Source organism: Alteromonas sp. ISO5 (assembly GCF_058105165.1).
Genome location: NZ_CM176572.1, coordinates 1747502 through 1766112, shown reverse-complemented (window position 1 = coordinate 1766112; position 18611 = coordinate 1747502). Strand labels below are relative to the sequence as shown.

At 49.3% G+C, this 18611-nt stretch carries 18 protein-coding genes; 14 read left to right on the top strand and 4 right to left on the bottom strand.

The window, feature by feature from the left end; all coding sequences use genetic code 11:
• The 5 genes from AC2T0J_RS08095 to AC2T0J_RS08075 all read left to right on the top strand — a co-directional run bounded on the left by AC2T0J_RS08095 (nt 1) and on the right by AC2T0J_RS08075 (nt 4811).
• Nucleotides 1-1047 (top strand): protein-glutamate methylesterase/protein-glutamine glutaminase, encoded by a 1047-nt coding sequence (locus AC2T0J_RS08095; RefSeq protein WP_489809627.1) that lies wholly within the window; start codon nt 1-3, stop codon nt 1045-1047.
• A gap of 234 nt (nt 1048-1281) precedes the next feature.
• On the top strand, nt 1282-1716 hold the full coding sequence (aroQ, locus tag AC2T0J_RS08090) for a type II 3-dehydroquinate dehydratase (RefSeq protein WP_489809626.1): 435 nt from the start codon (nt 1282-1284) through the stop codon (nt 1714-1716).
• Nucleotides 1717-1741: 25 nt separating this feature from the next.
• Nucleotides 1742-2185, top strand: coding sequence for an acetyl-CoA carboxylase biotin carboxyl carrier protein (accB, locus tag AC2T0J_RS08085; RefSeq protein WP_489809625.1), 444 nt, complete (start codon nt 1742-1744; stop codon nt 2183-2185).
• Between the two features lie 11 nt (nt 2186-2196).
• On the top strand, nt 2197-3537 hold the full coding sequence (gene accC / locus AC2T0J_RS08080) for an acetyl-CoA carboxylase biotin carboxylase subunit (RefSeq protein ID WP_489809624.1): 1341 nt from the start codon (nt 2197-2199) through the stop codon (nt 3535-3537).
• A gap of 341 nt (nt 3538-3878) precedes the next feature.
• Nucleotides 3879-4811 carry a hypothetical protein gene (locus tag AC2T0J_RS08075; RefSeq protein ID WP_489809623.1) on the top strand — a complete coding sequence of 311 codons (933 nt, stop codon included), beginning with the start codon at nt 3879-3881 and terminating at the stop codon, nt 4809-4811.
• A gap of 600 nt (nt 4812-5411) precedes the next feature.
• On the opposite strand, the gene AC2T0J_RS08070 is transcribed toward AC2T0J_RS08075, so the two are convergent.
• Nucleotides 5412-5975 carry an antibiotic biosynthesis monooxygenase gene (locus AC2T0J_RS08070; protein WP_489809622.1) on the bottom strand — a complete coding sequence of 188 codons (564 nt, stop codon included), beginning with the start codon at nt 5973-5975 and terminating at the stop codon, nt 5412-5414.
• Nucleotides 5976-6166: 191 nt separating this feature from the next.
• Nucleotides 6167-7882 (bottom strand): sigma 54-interacting transcriptional regulator, encoded by a 1716-nt coding sequence (locus tag AC2T0J_RS08065; protein ID WP_489809621.1) that lies wholly within the window; start codon nt 7880-7882, stop codon nt 6167-6169.
• Nucleotides 7883-8263: 381 nt separating this feature from the next.
• Here AC2T0J_RS08065 and AC2T0J_RS08060 point away from each other — a divergent pair, with 381 nt between their 5' ends.
• From AC2T0J_RS08060 to AC2T0J_RS08020, 9 genes are read left to right on the top strand one after another with little or no spacing between them, the layout of a single operon-like run.
• Entirely contained in the window at nt 8264-8614 is a 351-nt protein-coding gene (locus AC2T0J_RS08060) for a 2Fe-2S iron-sulfur cluster-binding protein (protein ID WP_489809620.1), read from the top strand.
• On the top strand, nt 8611-9534 hold the full coding sequence (locus AC2T0J_RS08055; protein WP_489809619.1) for a catechol 2,3-dioxygenase: 924 nt from the start codon (nt 8611-8613) through the stop codon (nt 9532-9534). Before AC2T0J_RS08060 ends, AC2T0J_RS08055 begins: the two co-directional genes overlap by 4 nt.
• A gap of 21 nt (nt 9535-9555) precedes the next feature.
• A complete protein-coding gene (locus tag AC2T0J_RS08050; RefSeq protein WP_489809618.1) occupies nt 9556-11016 on the top strand; it encodes a 2-hydroxymuconic semialdehyde dehydrogenase in 1461 nt (486 codons plus the stop codon).
• A gap of 8 nt (nt 11017-11024) precedes the next feature.
• The gene (locus AC2T0J_RS08045) at nt 11025-11888 is read left to right on the top strand and encodes an alpha/beta fold hydrolase (RefSeq protein WP_489809617.1); all 864 of its coding nucleotides are present in this window, start codon (nt 11025-11027) and stop codon (nt 11886-11888) included.
• Between the two features lie 3 nt (nt 11889-11891).
• Nucleotides 11892-12677, top strand: coding sequence for a 2-oxopent-4-enoate hydratase (gene dmpE / locus AC2T0J_RS08040; protein WP_489809616.1), 786 nt, complete (start codon nt 11892-11894; stop codon nt 12675-12677).
• 14 nt (nt 12678-12691) lie between these two features.
• Nucleotides 12692-13636 (top strand): acetaldehyde dehydrogenase (acetylating), encoded by a 945-nt coding sequence (locus tag AC2T0J_RS08035; RefSeq protein ID WP_489809615.1) that lies wholly within the window; start codon nt 12692-12694, stop codon nt 13634-13636.
• A gap of 1 nt (nt 13637) precedes the next feature.
• A complete protein-coding gene (gene dmpG / locus AC2T0J_RS08030) occupies nt 13638-14675 on the top strand; it encodes a 4-hydroxy-2-oxovalerate aldolase (protein ID WP_489809614.1) in 1038 nt (345 codons plus the stop codon).
• Nucleotides 14672-15469 carry a 2-oxo-3-hexenedioate decarboxylase gene (gene dmpH / locus AC2T0J_RS08025; RefSeq protein WP_240621819.1) on the top strand — a complete coding sequence of 266 codons (798 nt, stop codon included), beginning with the start codon at nt 14672-14674 and terminating at the stop codon, nt 15467-15469. Before dmpG ends, dmpH begins: the two co-directional genes overlap by 4 nt.
• Nucleotides 15470-15478: 9 nt before the next feature.
• On the top strand, nt 15479-15667 hold the full coding sequence (locus tag AC2T0J_RS08020; protein ID WP_489809613.1) for a 4-oxalocrotonate tautomerase: 189 nt from the start codon (nt 15479-15481) through the stop codon (nt 15665-15667).
• A gap of 67 nt (nt 15668-15734) precedes the next feature.
• On the opposite strand, the gene AC2T0J_RS08015 is transcribed toward AC2T0J_RS08020, so the two are convergent.
• A complete protein-coding gene (locus AC2T0J_RS08015; RefSeq protein ID WP_489809612.1) occupies nt 15735-16058 on the bottom strand; it encodes a DUF3718 domain-containing protein in 324 nt (107 codons plus the stop codon).
• Between the two features lie 374 nt (nt 16059-16432).
• On the bottom strand, nt 16433-18568 hold the full coding sequence (locus AC2T0J_RS08010; protein WP_489809611.1) for an exonuclease domain-containing protein: 2136 nt from the start codon (nt 18566-18568) through the stop codon (nt 16433-16435).
• Nucleotides 18569-18611 lie beyond the last annotated feature (43 nt).

Sequence of the window (18611 nt, the reverse complement as noted above, 5' to 3'; positions counted from 1 at the left end):
ATGACCATTTCAGTACTGGTTGTCGATGATTCGGCATTGATCCGCTCGTTGATGAGGCAAATTATTGCTAATCATCCCGACCTAAACCTGGTGGGTACTGCCCCGGATGCTTATGTCGCAAAGGACATGGTGAAGCGTTTCAGCCCCGACGTCATTACCCTTGATATCGAAATGCCCAAGGTCGACGGTCTGACCTTTTTAGACCGCCTGATGAAAGCCAAGCCCACCCCGGTAGTGATGATTTCAACCCTGACCGAAAAAGGCGCAGATGCCACTTTGCTGGCGCTGGAACTGGGTGCAGTAGATTTTATTCCCAAGCCAAAAATCGATGTTCAGGCCAAATTTCTGGCTTTTCAGCAACTGGTTACCAGCAAGATAATTGCGGCAGCCGGGGCCCGGGTCAAAAAAAGGGTCGCCAATGAGACAGTGACCAAAACCCAGTTATCCTACTCCGGCACCGAATTAATTGTAGGTATCGGTGCCAGCACCGGCGGTACCGAAGCCATTAAAGATTTGCTGGTCCGGTTACCAGCCTCATTTCCGGCCGTCGTGATGACCCAACATATGCCGCCAGGCTTTACCACATCCTTCGCCAAACGCCTTAACAGCCAATGTGCATTAACTGTTAACGAGGCACAGCATAATCAACGCCTGTTGCCCGGTCACGCTTACCTGGCACCCGGCGATCAGCATTTAAGCGTGATTAAATACGGCGCAGATTACCGCACCCAACTTACTAACGAGGGCCGGGTTAGCGGTCATAAACCCTCTGTGGATGTACTATTTGATAGCCTTGCGGAACACGTTGGTCACAATGCCTTTGGCGTGATCCTGACAGGCATGGGCCGTGATGGCGCCCAGGGGATGCGCGCAATGCATGACAACGGTGCCACCACCTTTGCTCAGGATGAAGCAACCTGCGTGGTTTACGGCATGCCCAAGGAAGCCGTTAAACGCGGCGGTGTGGACAAGTCTCTGCCTATTCCGGAGATTGCCAAACAACTTACGGAAGCCATTCGCCGCAAAGCCAGGGGCAATCGCCTGTAAACTTGCCTCTTTGCTCGACCGCAACATTTATTTGAGCCTATCTCAATATCGAGAAGTTGCGGCTAAAACTCCTGATAAGACCAGTATTTTGCTGCGATATCTTAATTATTAACTATAATTGTCGATTAAGCTTATTTTAGTATTAATTCAACGTGGTTTTTGTGTAAAACATTCACGAATTTATGTATAACTGGTATTTATGCCGAACTTAGCCGCAAGATAACTACAAGATTAATGAAAATACTTCTACTGAACGGCCCTAACCTGAATATGTTAGGCAAACGTGAGCCAGAAAAATATGGCCACGCCACACTCAACGACATTGTCGAAGGTCTGTCAAAACAGGCAGAAGGCATGTGTATAGAACTAGAACACTTGCAGTCCAACTCGGAAGCAGTGCTCATTGACCGTATCCATGCTGCTATGGGTAAGGTGGATGGCATCATTATTAATCCTGCTGCTTTTACGCATACCAGCGTAGCGTTGCGGGATGCGTTGTTAAGTGTATCCATCCCGTTTATTGAAGTGCATTTGTCGAACGTACATGCCCGTGAAGCATTTCGACATCATTCCTATTTTTCCGATATCGCTGCTGGCGTAATAGTAGGCTTTGGCGCTAAAGGCTACTCACTCGCCCTGGACGCAGCAGCCGATATTTTTACCCACTAATTGAAAAGACAAACAGAGACAGATTATGGATATTAGAAAGATAAAAAAACTGATTGAGCTGGTCGAAGAATCAGGCATTGCCGAGTTAGAAATCACCGAAGGTGAAGAATCTGTACGTATTCACCGCGGCAGTTCACAAGCTGCTGCGCCTGTTCATTATGCTGCTCCGCCGCCGATGGCTGCACCGGCCGCGCCAGCGCCAGCTGCCGCGCCGGCAGAGCCAGAAGCACCGGCTGGCCATACCGTTAAATCACCGATGGTCGGGACCTTCTACCGCGCTTCTTCACCTACAGCCAAAAATTTCGTTGAAGTAGGTCAGAGCGTTAATGTTGGCGATACCTTGTGTATCGTAGAAGCTATGAAGATGATGAACCAAATTGAGTCTGATAAAGCCGGAGTTGTTAAGGCTATTCTGGTAGAAAACCAGGAAGCAGTAGAATTCGACCAGCCTCTGTTCATCATCGAATAAACGGTAATCTCATGGATAAAGTACTCATAGCTAACCGCGGTGAAATAGCACTGCGGATCCTGCGAGCGTGCAAAGAGCTTGGGATTAAAACGGTAGCCGTGCACTCCACTGCCGACCGAAATCTTAAACATGTATTGCTTGCTGATGAATCAATTTGTATCGGTAACGCATCCGCTACCGAAAGTTATCTGAACATTCCGCGCATTATTGCTGCGGCAGAAGTCACTAACTCAATCGCCATTCACCCAGGTTACGGCTTTTTAGCCGAAAACGCGGACTTTGCCGATGCGGTAGAAAAAAGTGGTTTTATTTTCATTGGTCCTACAGCAGATACCATCAACCTGATGGGAGACAAAGTGTCTGCGATTAATGCCATGAAAAAGGCCGGCGTGCCCTGTGTACCTGGTTCCGATGGCCCGTTAACAGACGACGCCGATCGCAATAAAGCCATCGCCAAGCGCATTGGCTACCCGATCATAGTTAAAGCTGCCGGTGGCGGTGGTGGTCGCGGTATGCGTGTTGTACGCAGCGAAGCCGAACTGATTAAATCCATCGAAACAACCCAGGCAGAAGCGGGTGCTGCTTTTGGTAATAGCGTTGTTTATATGGAAAAATTCCTCGAGAATCCTCGTCACGTGGAAATTCAGGTATTGGCCGACGGTCAGGGCAACGCTATTCACTTAGGCGAACGGGACTGCTCGATGCAGCGTCGTCACCAAAAAGTAGTGGAAGAAGCGCCGGCACCGGGAATCTCAGAACAAATGCGCAATAAAATTGGTGATCGTTGCCGTAAAGCCTGTATTGAAATAGGCTACCGCGGTGCCGGTACTTTTGAGTTCCTGTATGAAAACGGCGAATTCTATTTCATCGAAATGAACACCCGTATTCAGGTAGAGCACCCGGTATCAGAAATGATCACTGGCGTTGATTTGGTTAAAGAGCAGCTGCGCATTGCCGCCGGTCAGCCACTGTCTATCGATCAGTCGCAAATCCAGATCCGTGGCCACGCCATTGAATGCCGGATTAACGCCGAAGATCCTAACTCATTTATTCCAAGTCCGGGTAAAATTGAGATGTTCCACCCACCAGGTGGTTTAGGTGTACGTTGGGACTCGCATATTTATGCCGGCTATACCGTACCGCCATACTACGATTCGATGATTGGCAAACTCATCACTTACGGTGAAAGCCGCGATGAAGCGATTGCCCGTATGCGTCATGCACTGGATGAACTGGTTGTCGATGGCATTAAAACCAACATTCCGTTACAACGGCGCATTATGGCCGATGAAAACTTCTACGCAGGTGGTACTAACATTCACTACCTCGAGAAAAAGTTAGACCTGAGCTAATCAGAACAAGACCAGTTAAAAGGCATTCTTCGGAATGCCTTTTTTATTGAAGATGATTCTATTTAGTCGATTAATTGAATCGTTTTTTTGATTACTAGTATTCGCCGTCTCCCATTATATTTACATTAAATTAAACTTTAGTTTAATTTATACCAACTGTTATGGTATTGACCCATCGTAGTTGTTGGTGACCTTTAGTAAAGGTACTTCTCCACTTGTTAGCCGGCATCCTTGCCGGCTTTTTTCTGTTAAATCAACCTTTTCGCCCGGAAAGAAACTCTGGTTGTAGCCCCTTTACTTAGGCTAAACTGCGATTTTAGCTTTGAATAGAAATGTATCCTATGGCTTATCTGCGCACCACACTGGTCTGCTTTATGGGATGTCTCATCTTCCTTGTTACGCCGTTGGCTAAGGCACAAGAATCTGCTGACTTTTACCAGCAAAAGCTCGATGTGCAGGTTCGCTATGACAATCGTTCAGACCAAAGTAACCGCTCACAGTTTCGGCTGCGTTTTTATCCTCAGCTTAATCTCAGTAACCAATGGAGCCTGCACAGTTTTGTCGTCACAGGCGACGACTTTAGTTCCAGTCACAACACCTTTGGTGATGACGACAGCAACCAGATTGCGGTCAGGCGTGTTTACCTGCGTCGCACTCATGTACTGGGTAAAACTGAAATTGGTATTATTCCTACCTACAAAGGCCGCATTTCGGCTACCGGGATGTCGAAAGACGGCTGGTTTCAGGGTATTCGTCATGTCTACGAAGCAAAGCCCGGCCATCAGTTGGAGTTGGTAGCAGGTGCCATCAACAGTACCGATCCGGATAAGGCTCTGTCATTTGCAGACGACCTTAACTTATTCGAGTTTGAGTACAGCGCCACTATCAACGAGCAATTCAGTATGGAGTTTGGTGTAGAGCGCATTATTGAAGGCAATTACCTACGTAGTGAAGTGCGTTTTCACCAGTCTGAGCGTGTGTGGTTTGCGGAGGTTGTCAGGCGTGTTGACGAAGCAGAAAACAAACTGGTGCTGGGCTTCGACAACGTGTTTACCGTTGGTCAGTATCCCCTGGAAATGTACGCCTATTATGCTTACGTTAGTACTCACTTCGGCCAACGTGCCGAGTTGACAGAGGACTACCTGGGTACCGGCCACGGAGGTTCTATAGAAGTCTCCGGCGCCTTACCGATGGCGCAGCTTGACTGGTTTAGCCGAATTGATATGGTGGGTAATACCCGTCGAGTTCTGATCGGCCTGAAACGTTCATTCTAAGCGCTGACAGTAAGGAGTTACTGTATGGTTCTGGTTTACGTGCCTGATTGGCTTATTGGCCCTGGTTACTCTTTTAACATACGCTGAAACGGCCGCCGAAGATATCAGTACCAGTGGGTTCAATCAGCCGGCAATTGCTCAGGCAAAGTTAATTCAACATAATCCATGTCAAGCACAACCTTGGCGGCAGCCCCAATGCCCGGCTGCATGACATCGGCTTCCCGCTACCACGCTATTACAGAGGTCTCATGGGCATTCAGGTCGAAGCCGTTACCGGAGGTTATCGCCCCCAACCGCCGTTTGGAAGGCCTTTAAACGTTCTGAAGATCATCGCTTTCATTTACTGGGTGAGTTAGATTTTTACCGCGAGCAACGGTCGATAGGGGTTGATTTTTCTCTGATCTACAGTCCTCCAATATTGATTACTGGATAGTCTACCTAACCAAAGCCGCCGATGAAGAGCGGGTGCCGGACTTTGAATTTATCCCCAACAAAGGGGGATTTGTGGTCCAGAAAGCCTAGCCCAAACAGGTTATCCAGTCTCCCAAACAAACCCGCCAATAGTGTTCATATAACCATTTAGATCAGTAAGTTGCCAGGTTACTTAGGGCTTCCGGGATATAACCAAAAAGCAAAGCGTTTAGTCATAAACGGCATCAGCACATATGACATCAGAATCATTAACACAGCTGTGACCAGCAAGGTGCGCAGTAGCAATGGTATTGCCGCAAGCCACGGGCCGAATAACCAGAAAATCAGTGTAGCGGCCGGGTAGAGCGCCAGCCAGCTGACAACGGTCATTTTATACCTCGGTGGCGGCTTTACCGGGTTTTGCGAGGGTAAACTAAACCAGGTCACCAGACCGGATACCTTTTCCCGCTCGGTTGGAGAGATCAGTAGCGCTTCGAGTTTTTCAAGCATTTCAGCCCGTTCGGCTGAGTTTTCCCATACCGCCAGACTAGCCTCATCGGCAAATTTAAAAATCATCCGATATTCAGGATCTTCAGGACTCACCGGTCGAAATAATGTAGCGCCCATATAACCGTCGAACTCACTCGCCCGGCGTGACATTTCATTACTTAAGGTTTCAAACGCAGCTACGGCTTCGGGTTTGACCCGTCTGGATACAATTACAGTAACGGGTTGTTGGGATTGGCTTTGCAAAATACACCTCTGATGACATAAAGCAACTAACAGTAACGGTTACCCCAGCATAATTAGTACCGACTCTCAGAGAATCACCATAAATTCTTATTTATTCATTATTTTCAGTAGATTAACTATGAAAGGCGATACTAATGATCACCACTTCCCAGGCACATTAACTGCCAGAACTGGCAGTTTTGATCATTTGATCACTTCACATCTGTCGAGTCGCTCTCACTAAGCTTTTTTAGCCGATAGGCCAGTGCCGGGCGGGTAAGGTTAAGTAACCTGGCTGCCGCCGAGACATTATCGTTGGTCATTGCCATGGCCCGGTTGATAAGCTGCTCTTCAATAGTATCCAGGCCGATTTGCTGATTGATAAGCGTATCCACCCAGCCTTCTGCGGATTTTATATTGCTCGGCTTCACCACATGGCCTTCTGAATACACATGAGTATCGTCGGTATTACCGGCTTCAGGGCCAATACTGGCAAACAGCGACTCCAGTGAAATCGTTTCGTGATTATCGGTCAGGATAACGCCACGCTCGATAACGTTCTCAAGCTCGCGGATATTACCCGGCCACGAGTAATTTTTGATAAACCGCCAGGACTTATCCGATAAACCGAGAGTGCGCTTAGAGTAATCATTGTGAAACTTGGCAAGGAAGTGCTCTACCAGCAACGGCAGGTCATCCAATCGATTACGCAGCGGCGGGATCTGCACCGGAAAGACGTTTAACCGGTAAAACAAGTCGGCCCGGAATTTACCGTCTTTCACCGCCTGCTCCAGGCTTTCATTGGTAGCGGCAATAACCCTTACATCCACTTTGCGGGTATTCACGCCGCCCACCCGCTCAACCTCACTTTCCTGAAGTACCCGGAGCAGAGAGGCCTGAGCCCTGGGCGTTAGTTCCACTACCTCATCGAGGAAAATTGTGCCACCATGGGCACGTTCAAAGCGACCAGCGCGAGACTGATTTGCGCCGGTGAACGCGCCCTTTTCCACCCCAAATAACTCAGCTTCGATAAGCTCCTGGGGAATGGCTGCACAGTTAACGGCAACAAATGCCTGTTCGGCGCGATCGCTGCGTAAATGTACGCTGCGGGCAATTACCTCCTTGCCTACACCGGTTTCCCCAAGTAACAACACTGAGACTTTACTGTGTGCCGCCTTGTCGATTTTTTTGCAGGCATTTTTATACTCTGGCGAATCACCAATCCCGTAATACTGCCCCTGATGGCGAACCAGGCTGCTACGCAGCGACTTCACCTGCGATTGCAGGCTATACAGCTCTTCAATAATAGGCTCGGCGGTAAAATATCTGGAGAATTCGGCCGCATCGTCCCATTCATTGGCAGGTTTTCCCACTATCAGGCAACGCTCATCACCACAGCCACGACAACTCACCTCACGGAAAATAATTTCCTGCCCCATAATTGCCGAGGTATAAGCGCAGGCATAGCCGAGTAACGACCAACACGCCGGTTCATCGATTTGGCCAAGCTCGGTTTGTACAATCTCCACTTCCCAGGAGTCCACCCATTCCAGCTCGCCGTAAAAATGGCCGCTATCCTTATCGATTTCTATTTTAATCGGCCGGTTTTTTACCATTCCGCGCAGTGAATGTAGTTGCGGCCCGGTCCAGAACAGCGCCATATCGTCGCAATCCGGCCGTAACCGCCTGGCCAGCTCAGCGTCGCGTAAACCGCCCTGATAACCCAGGCGCATAAAGAAACCTTTGGCCCGTTCCACGCCAATACTGTTGACTAATTCACGCCGAAAGGCCGCCAGTGCGGGGAGCTGCATAAACAAAATCCGCTGTTCGCCAAACCAAATCTTGCCTTCGGTGCTCTCAAACTGAATCAGTGAAGTGAGGTCCTGGATATCCACATGATTAAGCTTTGGTTCGAATTTTATGGTCATGGTTTTCCTCTGCATATCGCTGTCGAACACTGACTAGCCGCTCAGATGTAAAGTATATGTAAAACCCTTAGCGGACAGAAATCAACTAAATGATTAAATATTTTAATGAAGGTCCAATCACTGATTTCATCAAATGATCAAAAAATGCAAAAAAATTAATCATTTCATAAAAATTGGGCGGTAACGAAGAGGCTAAACACCAGGAAATTTCATTTTATGGATGCCACAAGCCTTGTATAAATTACTCCTCTATCAACAGGTTAACAATATATTTAAACAATTTATTAACCTTTGGCACAGCCGTTGCTCAGTTCACCGCACTGCATCAAAATTTTTTCTTTGATGCCGGAGACTTAAGTGTTTACAGCGGAGCAACAGTGCATGTCTGAGTATGTGATCACCGAGCAACACACCCAACACAGTTTTACCTGTAGCAAGCAACAGGTTGTGCTCAAGGCCATGGAAAGTCATGGGCTTCGCACTATTACGGTTGGTTGCCGTGGCGGCGGGTGCGGCGTGTGCCGGGTCAAAGTCATCTCGGGCAGCTATGAATGCGGCCGCATGAGCAAGGCCCAGGTCTCTTCAGAACAACAACAACAGGGGTACGCATTGGCCTGTCGGCTTAAGCCCACCAGCGATTTGCTCATTGAATGCAGCCCCTCACCACTGGCTATCAACGGGATTACCGGCGTAGCCAAGGCAAAACAAAAACACACCGAGGTAATAAAATGAGAAAAGGCGTATTACGTCCAGGGCACATTCAGTTGCGTGTACTGGATCTTGAAGCATCAATCAAACATTACGTTGAGTTGTTAGGCTTACACGAAACCGACCGTGATGAGCAGGGCAGAGTTTATTTAAAAGCCTGGAGCGAAGTAGACAAGTTTTCACTGGTCCTACGTGAGGCAGATGAACCGGGCATGGACTTTATGGCATTTAAGGTAGTAGACGATAGCACCCTTGAAAGTCTGACTGCTGACATCGAAGCGTTTGGCCTAGAAGTGACCCACAAAGCCGCCGGAGATTTGAAGGATTGCGGCCGCCGTGTTCAGTTTACCGCACCTTCCGGTCATGTCTTTGAGTTGTATGCAGACAAAGCGTATACCGGTAAATGGGGGGTTGAAGAAACCAATCCGGAAGCCTGGCCCCGGGCGCTTCGCGGCATGAAGGCAGTGCGCTTTGACCACTGTTTATTATACGGCGATGAGCTGGCCAAAACCTATGACTTGTTTGTAGATGTATTGGGGTTCTACCTGGCCGAACAGGTCCTTGATCCTGATGGTAATCGGATTGCACAATTCCTCACGCTGTCGATGAAGGCCCATGACATTGCCTTTATTCATCATGAAGAAAAAGCCAAGTTTCACCATGCGTCATTCTATCTGGAAACCTGGGAAGATATTCTGCGTGCCGCCGACCTTATCAGCATGACCAATACCTCACTGGATATTGGCCCTACACGGCACGGCATTACCCACGGCAAAACCATCTATTTCTTCGATCCATCGGGTAACCGCAACGAAGTGTTTGCCGGTGGTGATTATACGTATCCCGATCATAACCCCATTACCTGGAAAGCCGAGGATCTCGGCAAAGCGATTTTCTATCACGACCGTGTGCTCAACGAGCGTTTTCTTACGGTTTTAACTTAACTCATCAATACAGGACTCGCTGTGAAAGAAGTTAAACATTATATCAACGGCCAGTATGTTGGCTCTGCCAGTGGCAGCATGTTCGATAACATTAATCCGGCAACGGGTGAGGTGATCAGTCAGGTGCATGAAGCCGGGGAAGCGGAAGTGGATGCGGCGGTGAAAGCCGCCCGCGCCGCTCTGAAAGGCCCCTGGAGTAAAATGACTATCGACCAGCGCAGCAAAATTCTGCATGCCGTGGCCGACGGTATTAACGCCCGCTTCGACGAATTTTTAGAAGCGGAGTGCGCCGATACCGGTAAGCCCAAATCGTTGGCCAGTCACATTGATATCCCGCGTGGTGCAGCCAACTTTAAGGTGTTCGCCGACATGGTAAAAAATGTCGCCACCGAGGCCTTCGAAATGGCCACTCCCGACGGCACCGGCGCACTCAATTATGCGGTGCGCCGCCCTAAAGGCGTCATTGGTGTCATCAGCCCGTGGAACCTGCCGCTATTGCTGATGACCTGGAAAGTTGGTCCGGCGTTGGCCTGCGGAAATACAGTAGTGGTTAAGCCTTCCGAAGAAACGCCTACCACCACTGCATTGCTTGGCGAAGTGATGAAAGACGCAGGCGTACCGGATGGCGTATACAACGTAGTGCAGGGGTACGGCGGCAACTCTGCCGGCGCTTTCCTTACCGCCCACCCTGATGTGGATGGTTACACCTTTACCGGCGAAACCCGCACCGGTGAGTTGATCATGCAAAACGCCGCCAAGGGCGTGCGCGATATATCACTGGAGTTAGGCGGTAAAAACGCAGGCATTGTGTTTGCAGACTGTGACATGGATAAAGCGATTGAAGGCACCATGCGTTCAGCCTTTGCCAACTGCGGTCAGGTCTGTCTGGGCACCGAGCGGGTGTATGTGGAGCGGCCCATATTTGATGAATTCGTCAGTCGTTTAAAAGCCGAGGCAGAAAAGCTGGTAATTGGCCCGCCGGATGACACCACCGTGAATTTGGGGCCGCTGATCAGCCAAAAACAACGCGACAAAGTGCTGTCTTACTATCAGCAGGCAGTTAACGATGGCGCAACAGTGGTTACCGGTGGTGGCATTCCTGATATGCCCGACGCGCTGAAAAACGGCAGCTGGATCCAGCCTACTATCTGGACCGGTTTAAGTGACGACTCCGCCGTCATCAACGAAGAGATCTTTGGCCCCTGTTGCCATATTCAGCCTTTCGATACGGAAGATGAAGCCATCGAGCAGGCCAACCGCTTGCCCTATGGTTTGGCCAGTGCAATCTGGACCGAAAATCTAAGCCGGGCAGCGCGGGTAGCCGGGCAGGTGGAAGCGGGTATTGTCTGGGTCAACAGCTGGTTCCTGCGTGACTTGCGCACCGCGTTTGGCGGCAGTAAGCAATCGGGTATTGGCCGTGAAGGTGGCGAACACTCACTGGAGTTTTATACCGAACTCAAAAACATCTGCCTTAAGTTGTAGGGACAGGTATGACTGCACCCGGTAGTAACACCAGAGCGGAAATTGGCAATACAATCCAGGCCGCAGGCTGGCAAACCAATGTCCATGATGTGGGAGAGGGCTTCCCAGTTATGCTTCTTCATGGCTCTGGCCCCGGTGTAACCGCTTGGGCAAACTGGCGCCTGACCATTCCCGAACTGGCCAGAGAGCGTCGGGTCATTGCTCCTGACATGCTTGGCTTTGGTTACAGCGAACGCCCGGCAGATAGCCTGTACAATAAAAAGCGTTGGGTTGAGCATGCCGTTGGTGTGCTAGATGCGTTGGACATTGAACAGGCCGATATTATTGGCAACTCTTTTGGTGGCGGACTGGCTCTGGCACTGGCTATCGCCTATCCCAACCGGGTGCGCCGCCTCGTGCTGATGGGCAGTGCCGGGGCGAGCTTTCCGTTAACCCCCGGGCTGGATGCGGTCTGGGGCTATGAGCCATCGCTGGACAACATGCGCAAACTGCTCAACATGTTTGCTTTTGATCGCTCAATGGTTACTGACGACCTGGCGCAATTGCGCTATGAAGCGAGTATCCAGCCCGGCGTTCAGGAGGCCTTTGCCGCCATGTTTCCGGCCCCGCGGCAACGCTGGATAGAGATGCTGGCCAGCCCTTTAGGCGCGTTGGCCAGTCTGCCAAACCAAACGCTACTGGTACATGGCCACGACGACCAGGTCATCCCACTGGCTGCCTCACAAACCCTACTGGAGCTACTCCCCAATGCTCAGTTACATGTGTTCAACAAGTGCGGGCACTGGACTCAGATAGAGCACGCCGACCGCTTTGTACAACTGGTCACTAATTTTCTCAATGAGGCGAATACCGCCTCCCAAACCGGAACCTGATTTATGGATGCAAAGTTAATCAAACAGTATGGCGATGAACTTTACAACGCCATGCAAAGTAAACAGGCAGTTGCACCGCTCACTGCCCGGGAGAGTGATATTAGCATTGAAGATGCTTATCACATTTCTTTACAAATGCTGAACCGGCGCATTGACGCCGGCGCCAAAGTCATCGGCAAAAAAATCGGCGTCACCAGTAAAGCCGTGCAAAGCATGCTGAATGTGCACCAGCCCGATTTTGGCTATCTCACCGACGACATGGTGTTCAACCAGGGAGAGGTGATGCCCATCAGTGAACGCCTTATCGCCCCTAAAGCAGAGGGTGAAATTGCGTTTATTCTCAAAAAAGACTTGATGGGGCCGGGTATTTCCAATGCCGACGTACTGGCCGCCACCGAGTGCGTTATTCCATGCTTTGAAGTGGTCGATTCTCGCATTGAAAACTGGCAAATCGCTATCCAGGATACTATTGCCGATAACGCTTCTTGCGGATTGTTTGTTTTAGGCGATAAAGCGGTTTCTCCTCACAAGGTCGATCTGGTGACCTGCGGCATGGTCGTGGAGAAGAATGGCAGGATTCTATCAACCGGCGCTGGCGCGGCTGCGCTGGGCTCACCGGTTAACTGTGTAACCTGGCTGGCCAATACTCTGGGTGAATACGGTATCGGCCTCAAAGCAGGCGAAGTCATTTTATCTGGCTCGCTGGTGCCGCTGGAACCGGTTAAAGCCGGAGACTTCATGCGCGTTGAGATTGGCGGCATTGGCTCGGCCAGTGTGTATTTCACCTGATAGGAGCAACCACTATGAGTAATAAACTGAATGTGGCGATTATCGGTTCCGGTAACATTGGTACCGATTTAATGATCAAAGTGTTGCGCACGTCGACCCATTTAAAAATGAGTGTGATGGTGGGTATCGACCCGCAGTCAGACGGCCTGGCCCGCGCTCAGCGCATGGGCGTAGCCACCACTCACGAAGGTGTCGACGGGCTGATTAATATGCCTGAGTTTAAGGACATCGGTATTGTATTTGATGCCACCTCAGCAAGCGCCCACCTGGTCAACGATAAAAAACTGAAAACGGCGAAGCCGGGTATTCGTCTGGTCGATTTGACCCCGGCGGCTATTGGCCCTTATTGCGTACCGGTGGTCAATCTTGAGGATCATATCGAGCAACCTAATGTCAATATGGTGACTTGCGGAGGGCAGGCAACGATCCCCATGGTAGCAGCAGTGAACCAGGTAGCGAAGGTACATTACGCAGAGATCGTAGCCAGTGTATCGAGCAAGTCTGCCGGCCCTGGCACCCGGGCCAATATTGATGAATTCACGCAAACCACCGCCCGTGCCATTGAGCAGGTAGGCGGCGCCGATAAAGGCAAAGCCATCATTATACTAAATCCCGCCGAACCCCCTATGATCATGCGCGATACGGTGTATGTGCTATCTGAGCAAGTGGACAAAACAAAAGTGGCCGCCTCGGTACAAGAAATGGCCAAAGCGGTACAAAGCTACGTACCAGGCTATCGTCTCAAACAAAAAGTCCAGTTTGATGATATTCCTGCCGACGCACCGTTGCACATTCCGGGTCTGGGTAATTTCAGCGGTCTGAAAACGTCAGTGTTCCTCGAAGTAGAGGGAGCGGCCCATTACTTGCCGGCTTATGCAGGCAACCTCGACATTATGACCTCAGCAGCCATGGCAACCGCCGAGCGCATGGCCAAATCAATACTGACAGGAGGCGCGTAATATGAGCTTTAATCCTGGTAAAAAACTGTATATCTCCGATGTGACCTTACGTGATGGTAGTCACGCCATTCGTCATCAGTACTCTATTCAGAATGTGCAGGATATCGCCCGGGCACTGGATGCTGCCAAAGTCGACAGTATCGAAGTGGCACACGGCGATGGCCTACAGGGCTCCAGCTTCAACTATGGTTTTGGTGCCCATACCGATCTGGCCTGGATAGAGGCCGCCGCTGATGTTCTAACCCATACTCAGATTGCCACGTTGCTGCTGCCCGGCATTGGCACTATCGAAGATCTCGACGATGCTTATGCCGCTGGCGCGCGCATAGTGCGGGTGGCAACCCACTGCACCGAAGCGGACGTGTCCAGACAGCACATTGAACATGCCCGAAAGCTAGGTATGGATACGGTAGGCTTTTTAATGATGAGTCATATGCAAACCCCTACCGGCCTGGCTGAGCAGGCAAAGCTGATGGAGTCATATGGTGCTACCTGCATCTATGTGGTGGACTCCGGCGGCGCCATGGGTATGCAGGATATTCGCGACCGTTTCCGCGCAGTCAAGGATGTGCTGGACCCGGCTACCGAAACCGGTATCCATGCTCACCATAACCTGAGTTTAGGTGTCGCCAATTCGATAGTAGCCGTAGAGGAAGGCTGTGATCGGATTGACGCCAGCCTGGCTGGCATGGGTGCCGGTGCAGGCAATGCCCCGCTGGAAGTGTTTATTGCCAATGCGGATAAACTGGGGTGGGAGCATGGTACCGACCTTTATGCGCTAATGGATGCGGCCGACGATATTGTTCGCCCCCTGCAGGACCGCCCGGTCCGGGTTGACCGTGAAACCCTGGCACTCGGCTATGCCGGTGTGTATTCAAGCTTTTTACGCCATTCAGAAGTGGCTGCGCAAAAGTACGGTCTTAAAACCGTGGATATTTTAGTCGAGCTTGGTCGCCGGCGGATGGTCGGTGGCCAGGAAGATATGATTGTAGACGTTGCCCTGGATTTGCTGGCACAACAGGAAGGAGGTGCTAAGTGAGCACTCGCACATTAACAAAAGATCAAATGCTTTCTCTGGCAGAGCACATTGAAAATGCCGAATTAAATGTTCATGACATCACCAAGGTCACCAATGACTTTCCGGATATGACTTTCGATGACGCCTACGATATTCAGTGGGAAATTCGTCGCCGTAAAGAAGCCCGTGGCAACAAGGTGGTTGGTATGAAAATGGGCCTCACCTCCTGGGCGAAAATGGCACAGATGGGTGTGGAAACGCCGGTCTATGGCTTTTTGGCGGACTATTTTTCAGTGCCTGATGGTGGAGATATTGATACCTCAGAACTTATCCACCCTAAAATTGAAGCGGAAGTGGCCTTTGTAACCAAAGCCCCACTAAAAGGACCCGGCTGTCACATTGGTGATGTACTGGCAGCAACTGACTTTATTATTCCGGCGGTAGAAGTGATTGATTCGCGCTACGAGAATTTTAAGTTTGACCTTATCAGTGTAGTGGCTGATAACGCCTCCTCCACACGGTTCATAACTGGTGGCCGCATGGCAAAAGTAGAAGATGTGGATCTTAAAACCCTTGGCGTTGTTATGGAAATCAATGGTGAAGTGGTTGAGCTGGGCGCCGGCGCTGCGGTACTTGGCCATCCCGCTTCCAGTGTGGCCATGCTGGCCAATATGCTGGGCGAGCGCGGTGAAGAAATTCCTGCCGGTACCTTTATTATGACCGGCGGAATTACCGCAGCCGTAGCGGTCAAAAAAGGCGACAATATCACCGTGCGCTACCAGGACCTTGGTTCTGTTTCAGCGAAGTTTGTGTAGGAGAATACGATGCCTATTGCACATCTGGAAATTCTGGAAGGTCGTACCGAAGAACAAAGAGCACAACTGATAAGCGAAGTGACGGATGCGATATCACGTTCAATCGATGCGCCGAAGGAGCGGGTGAGAGTGATTATTACCGAAATTCCCAAGGCCAATTGGGGAATTGGTGGTATACCGGCAAGTAAGGTTCGATAACCTGATTAGCTAAAAAACAAAAAGCCCCGCGGGTTACCGTCGGGGCTTTTTTTGCCAACTAACCATCTTAGTTTGCGCGGCTGATCAAAGTACCAGTGTAATCGCCAGCGGTAATGTAACGATTAATTTTTGCTACGTTTTCACCATACTGCTCAACAAATTCAACAATTGGCAGTTCGTTGCAGGTGACGTTTTCTTCTATAAAACCTCGAGTAAAACCTGCATCCCTGATTGCTTTGTGTAATTTCATTTTGTTACCGTTTGCGGCTATTACACAAATTTTAGAAGTAATCGCATCATCTGCTGCTTCAAATTGAGTGTTTGCCTGCGCTGCTGCCATTGCACCAAAAGTTAAACCTGCAACCATTACTACTTTAGTGAAAGTTTTCATCGTTATTTCCTTTTTACCATTTACGGGAGAGAGTTGCTTAAGCTAGAGCAACGACGATGCCAACTTTTTAAATCATTATATAACAACAACTTAATTAAAAAATCAACGTTGGGTCAACTTTAAAAAAAATAGTAAAAACCACAATATGGTTAATTTGACCAAAATTTAGTATTTATAAGTAAAGGCTAAAATAATAGGTGCGAATAAGTGAAACGAGGATAAAAAAGCCCACCAAAGTGGGCTAAACAGCAAGAACGCATACACACTTAGAAAGTGTTCTTATTAGTATGTACTTTGTTTAAAAATAGATCAAAAAAATTTATCTAAAATTATAATCAAATATAGTTTATTTATAATAAACTATATTTGATTAGCTACTTAGCATACTCGTTTTTGCGCTGTATCAGGCGTAGAAGTTCAGCGGCTGCCAAAGCATCATCCAGCGCGCGGTGATGATTCTCCAACCGAATATTAAACTGTGCAGATAATGCCCCCAGTCCATAAGCCTTAAGCCCCGGATACGCTTTTCGCATTCGTGCACAGGTGCAGAATTTCGGCCGTTTAAAGTCCAGGTTAAGACGGGCAAATTCCTGTTTTATAAAGCCATAATCAAAGTTAACATTATGGGCAACAAATACGCTGTCTTTAGTAAAAGCTTCTATCTCTTCGGCCACCTCAGTAAATACCGGCGCCTGGACCACCATCTCATCGCTGATACCAGTGAGTTGCGTGATTCGGGAAGGAATATGTCGCTGCGGATTAATCAGGCTCTGCCAACGGGCGACTTCTTCACCCCCTATAAGCTTGACCATGCCTACTTCGGTAATACGATGGTAAGCTGATTGTCCGCCAGTCGTTTCGATATCCACCACTACATAAGGTTGCATTGGGTCCTGATACCACTCGACCTGGGTAATTCCCACTTCAAATCCGCACTGTCGTAAGCGCTGTATGGTAATCAGCTGATTACGCCGCAACTGATCCCCTGGCGCCTTTATTTCCTCAAAACGCAGGGTGTTATTTTCCACCACGAGAATATCCGGAAAGCCATCGCGCAGGCTGGCATAGTCTTTACACATAAGCACCAGAAACTGGCGCAGGTTATCCACACACGTGTACTCAAGCAGTATTTTAAGGCTTTCCGGTAAGCCCTGCCGCCACATAAAAAGGCTGTTTACTTTGCCATAATGAGCACTGGCTTGTTTCAAAAGATAACGATGTAGCGTATCGGCATTTGCACAATACTTATTGAGATGTTGTTCAATATCACTGCCAAACCGGTCGTAAAAATCATTGTAGCGAAGTACTTGTGGCCGCCGGTCGAACTCGCTCACCAGTCCCCATTCACCATATAACCAGTCCCAGAATAACAACCCGAATAACATTCTCCAGGGTTGATTTTCAGCACGGTATGCTGCCACACCCAGACGCCGATAGTAGCTAATAACGCCCTGTTCTACCGATTGATTGTGGATATCATCCAGTTGCACTATATGAGTCGCATCACGTAGCATGTCAGTTAGCGTGGAGGTTCTTTTTCGAGCAAATTTACGGGCATAAAAATCTTCGGCAAAAGCCAGTAACGTATCAGAGGCGGGATCGTCAATAATGGCTTCAAGCGCCTGTTGCACCGCGTCTCTATAGCCGAGTTTATAACTTTCCCGCAACCACTTCTCCTGGGCCTGATCGCTGCCAGCCTGCTTCAGTAACACCAGGGCTTTTGGCGCGTCTTTAGCCAGCCAGTAACAACCCATCTGGAATAACAATCGGTCACGATAATCCTCGCCAATTGGGCAATGTACCGTTATTTCAGTATCAGGGCGAAAGCCTGACTTTTGTTCTTCGTTGAGTTGCTTAAAAGCGGTTAACTGGCGCGCATAATAAAATGCACCACGAGCAGCATCCTGCCCTTCAAATCGCGCCAGCTGTTGGCTTACATCCTGCCGGGTTCGCATGACTCCCAGATCACGCATGGAAAATTGATTCAGGCGGCCCCTGGTATGGCCAAAGTACAAAAACAACAAATAACTGAGCGGGGAATCATAAGCACGCCATAAATATTGGTCATGGAGTTCATCCATCACCGCCAGTGGCTGGCGGACCATGACACCAGAGAGTTCATCAATTAATGCTTGTTTGGCTAAGGTTGAGCTAGCCTGACACCCGTTGTGCTTCAGTAATATCAGTAAATCGGATTTTGTCATTGCCTGGCCAAGCGAATAGCTGTCGCCGTAACGGATACTGGTAAACCAACCAGCCTCACGTAGCCTGGCTAATCGCTCCAGGGGCGCGTCAATTTCTGCGTAGTCAAAAGTTTTGGTAACCACTACCGGATATTTGCGGTTAGCGGCGCGCACAACAAGACACTGATCATCACTGTCCAGCGCCTTAAAATTTTCTATAAACGCCGCGGTTTCGGCATCAATTAACGGTCGGTTTGCGCCCTCAAAAAATTGCAGAAATTCATAAAAATGATCGAGGTAATACCGTTCTGGGAGAGTTTTTCGCATTGCAGATCCTGAACCTATAACATGTATAAATATACAGCATTCA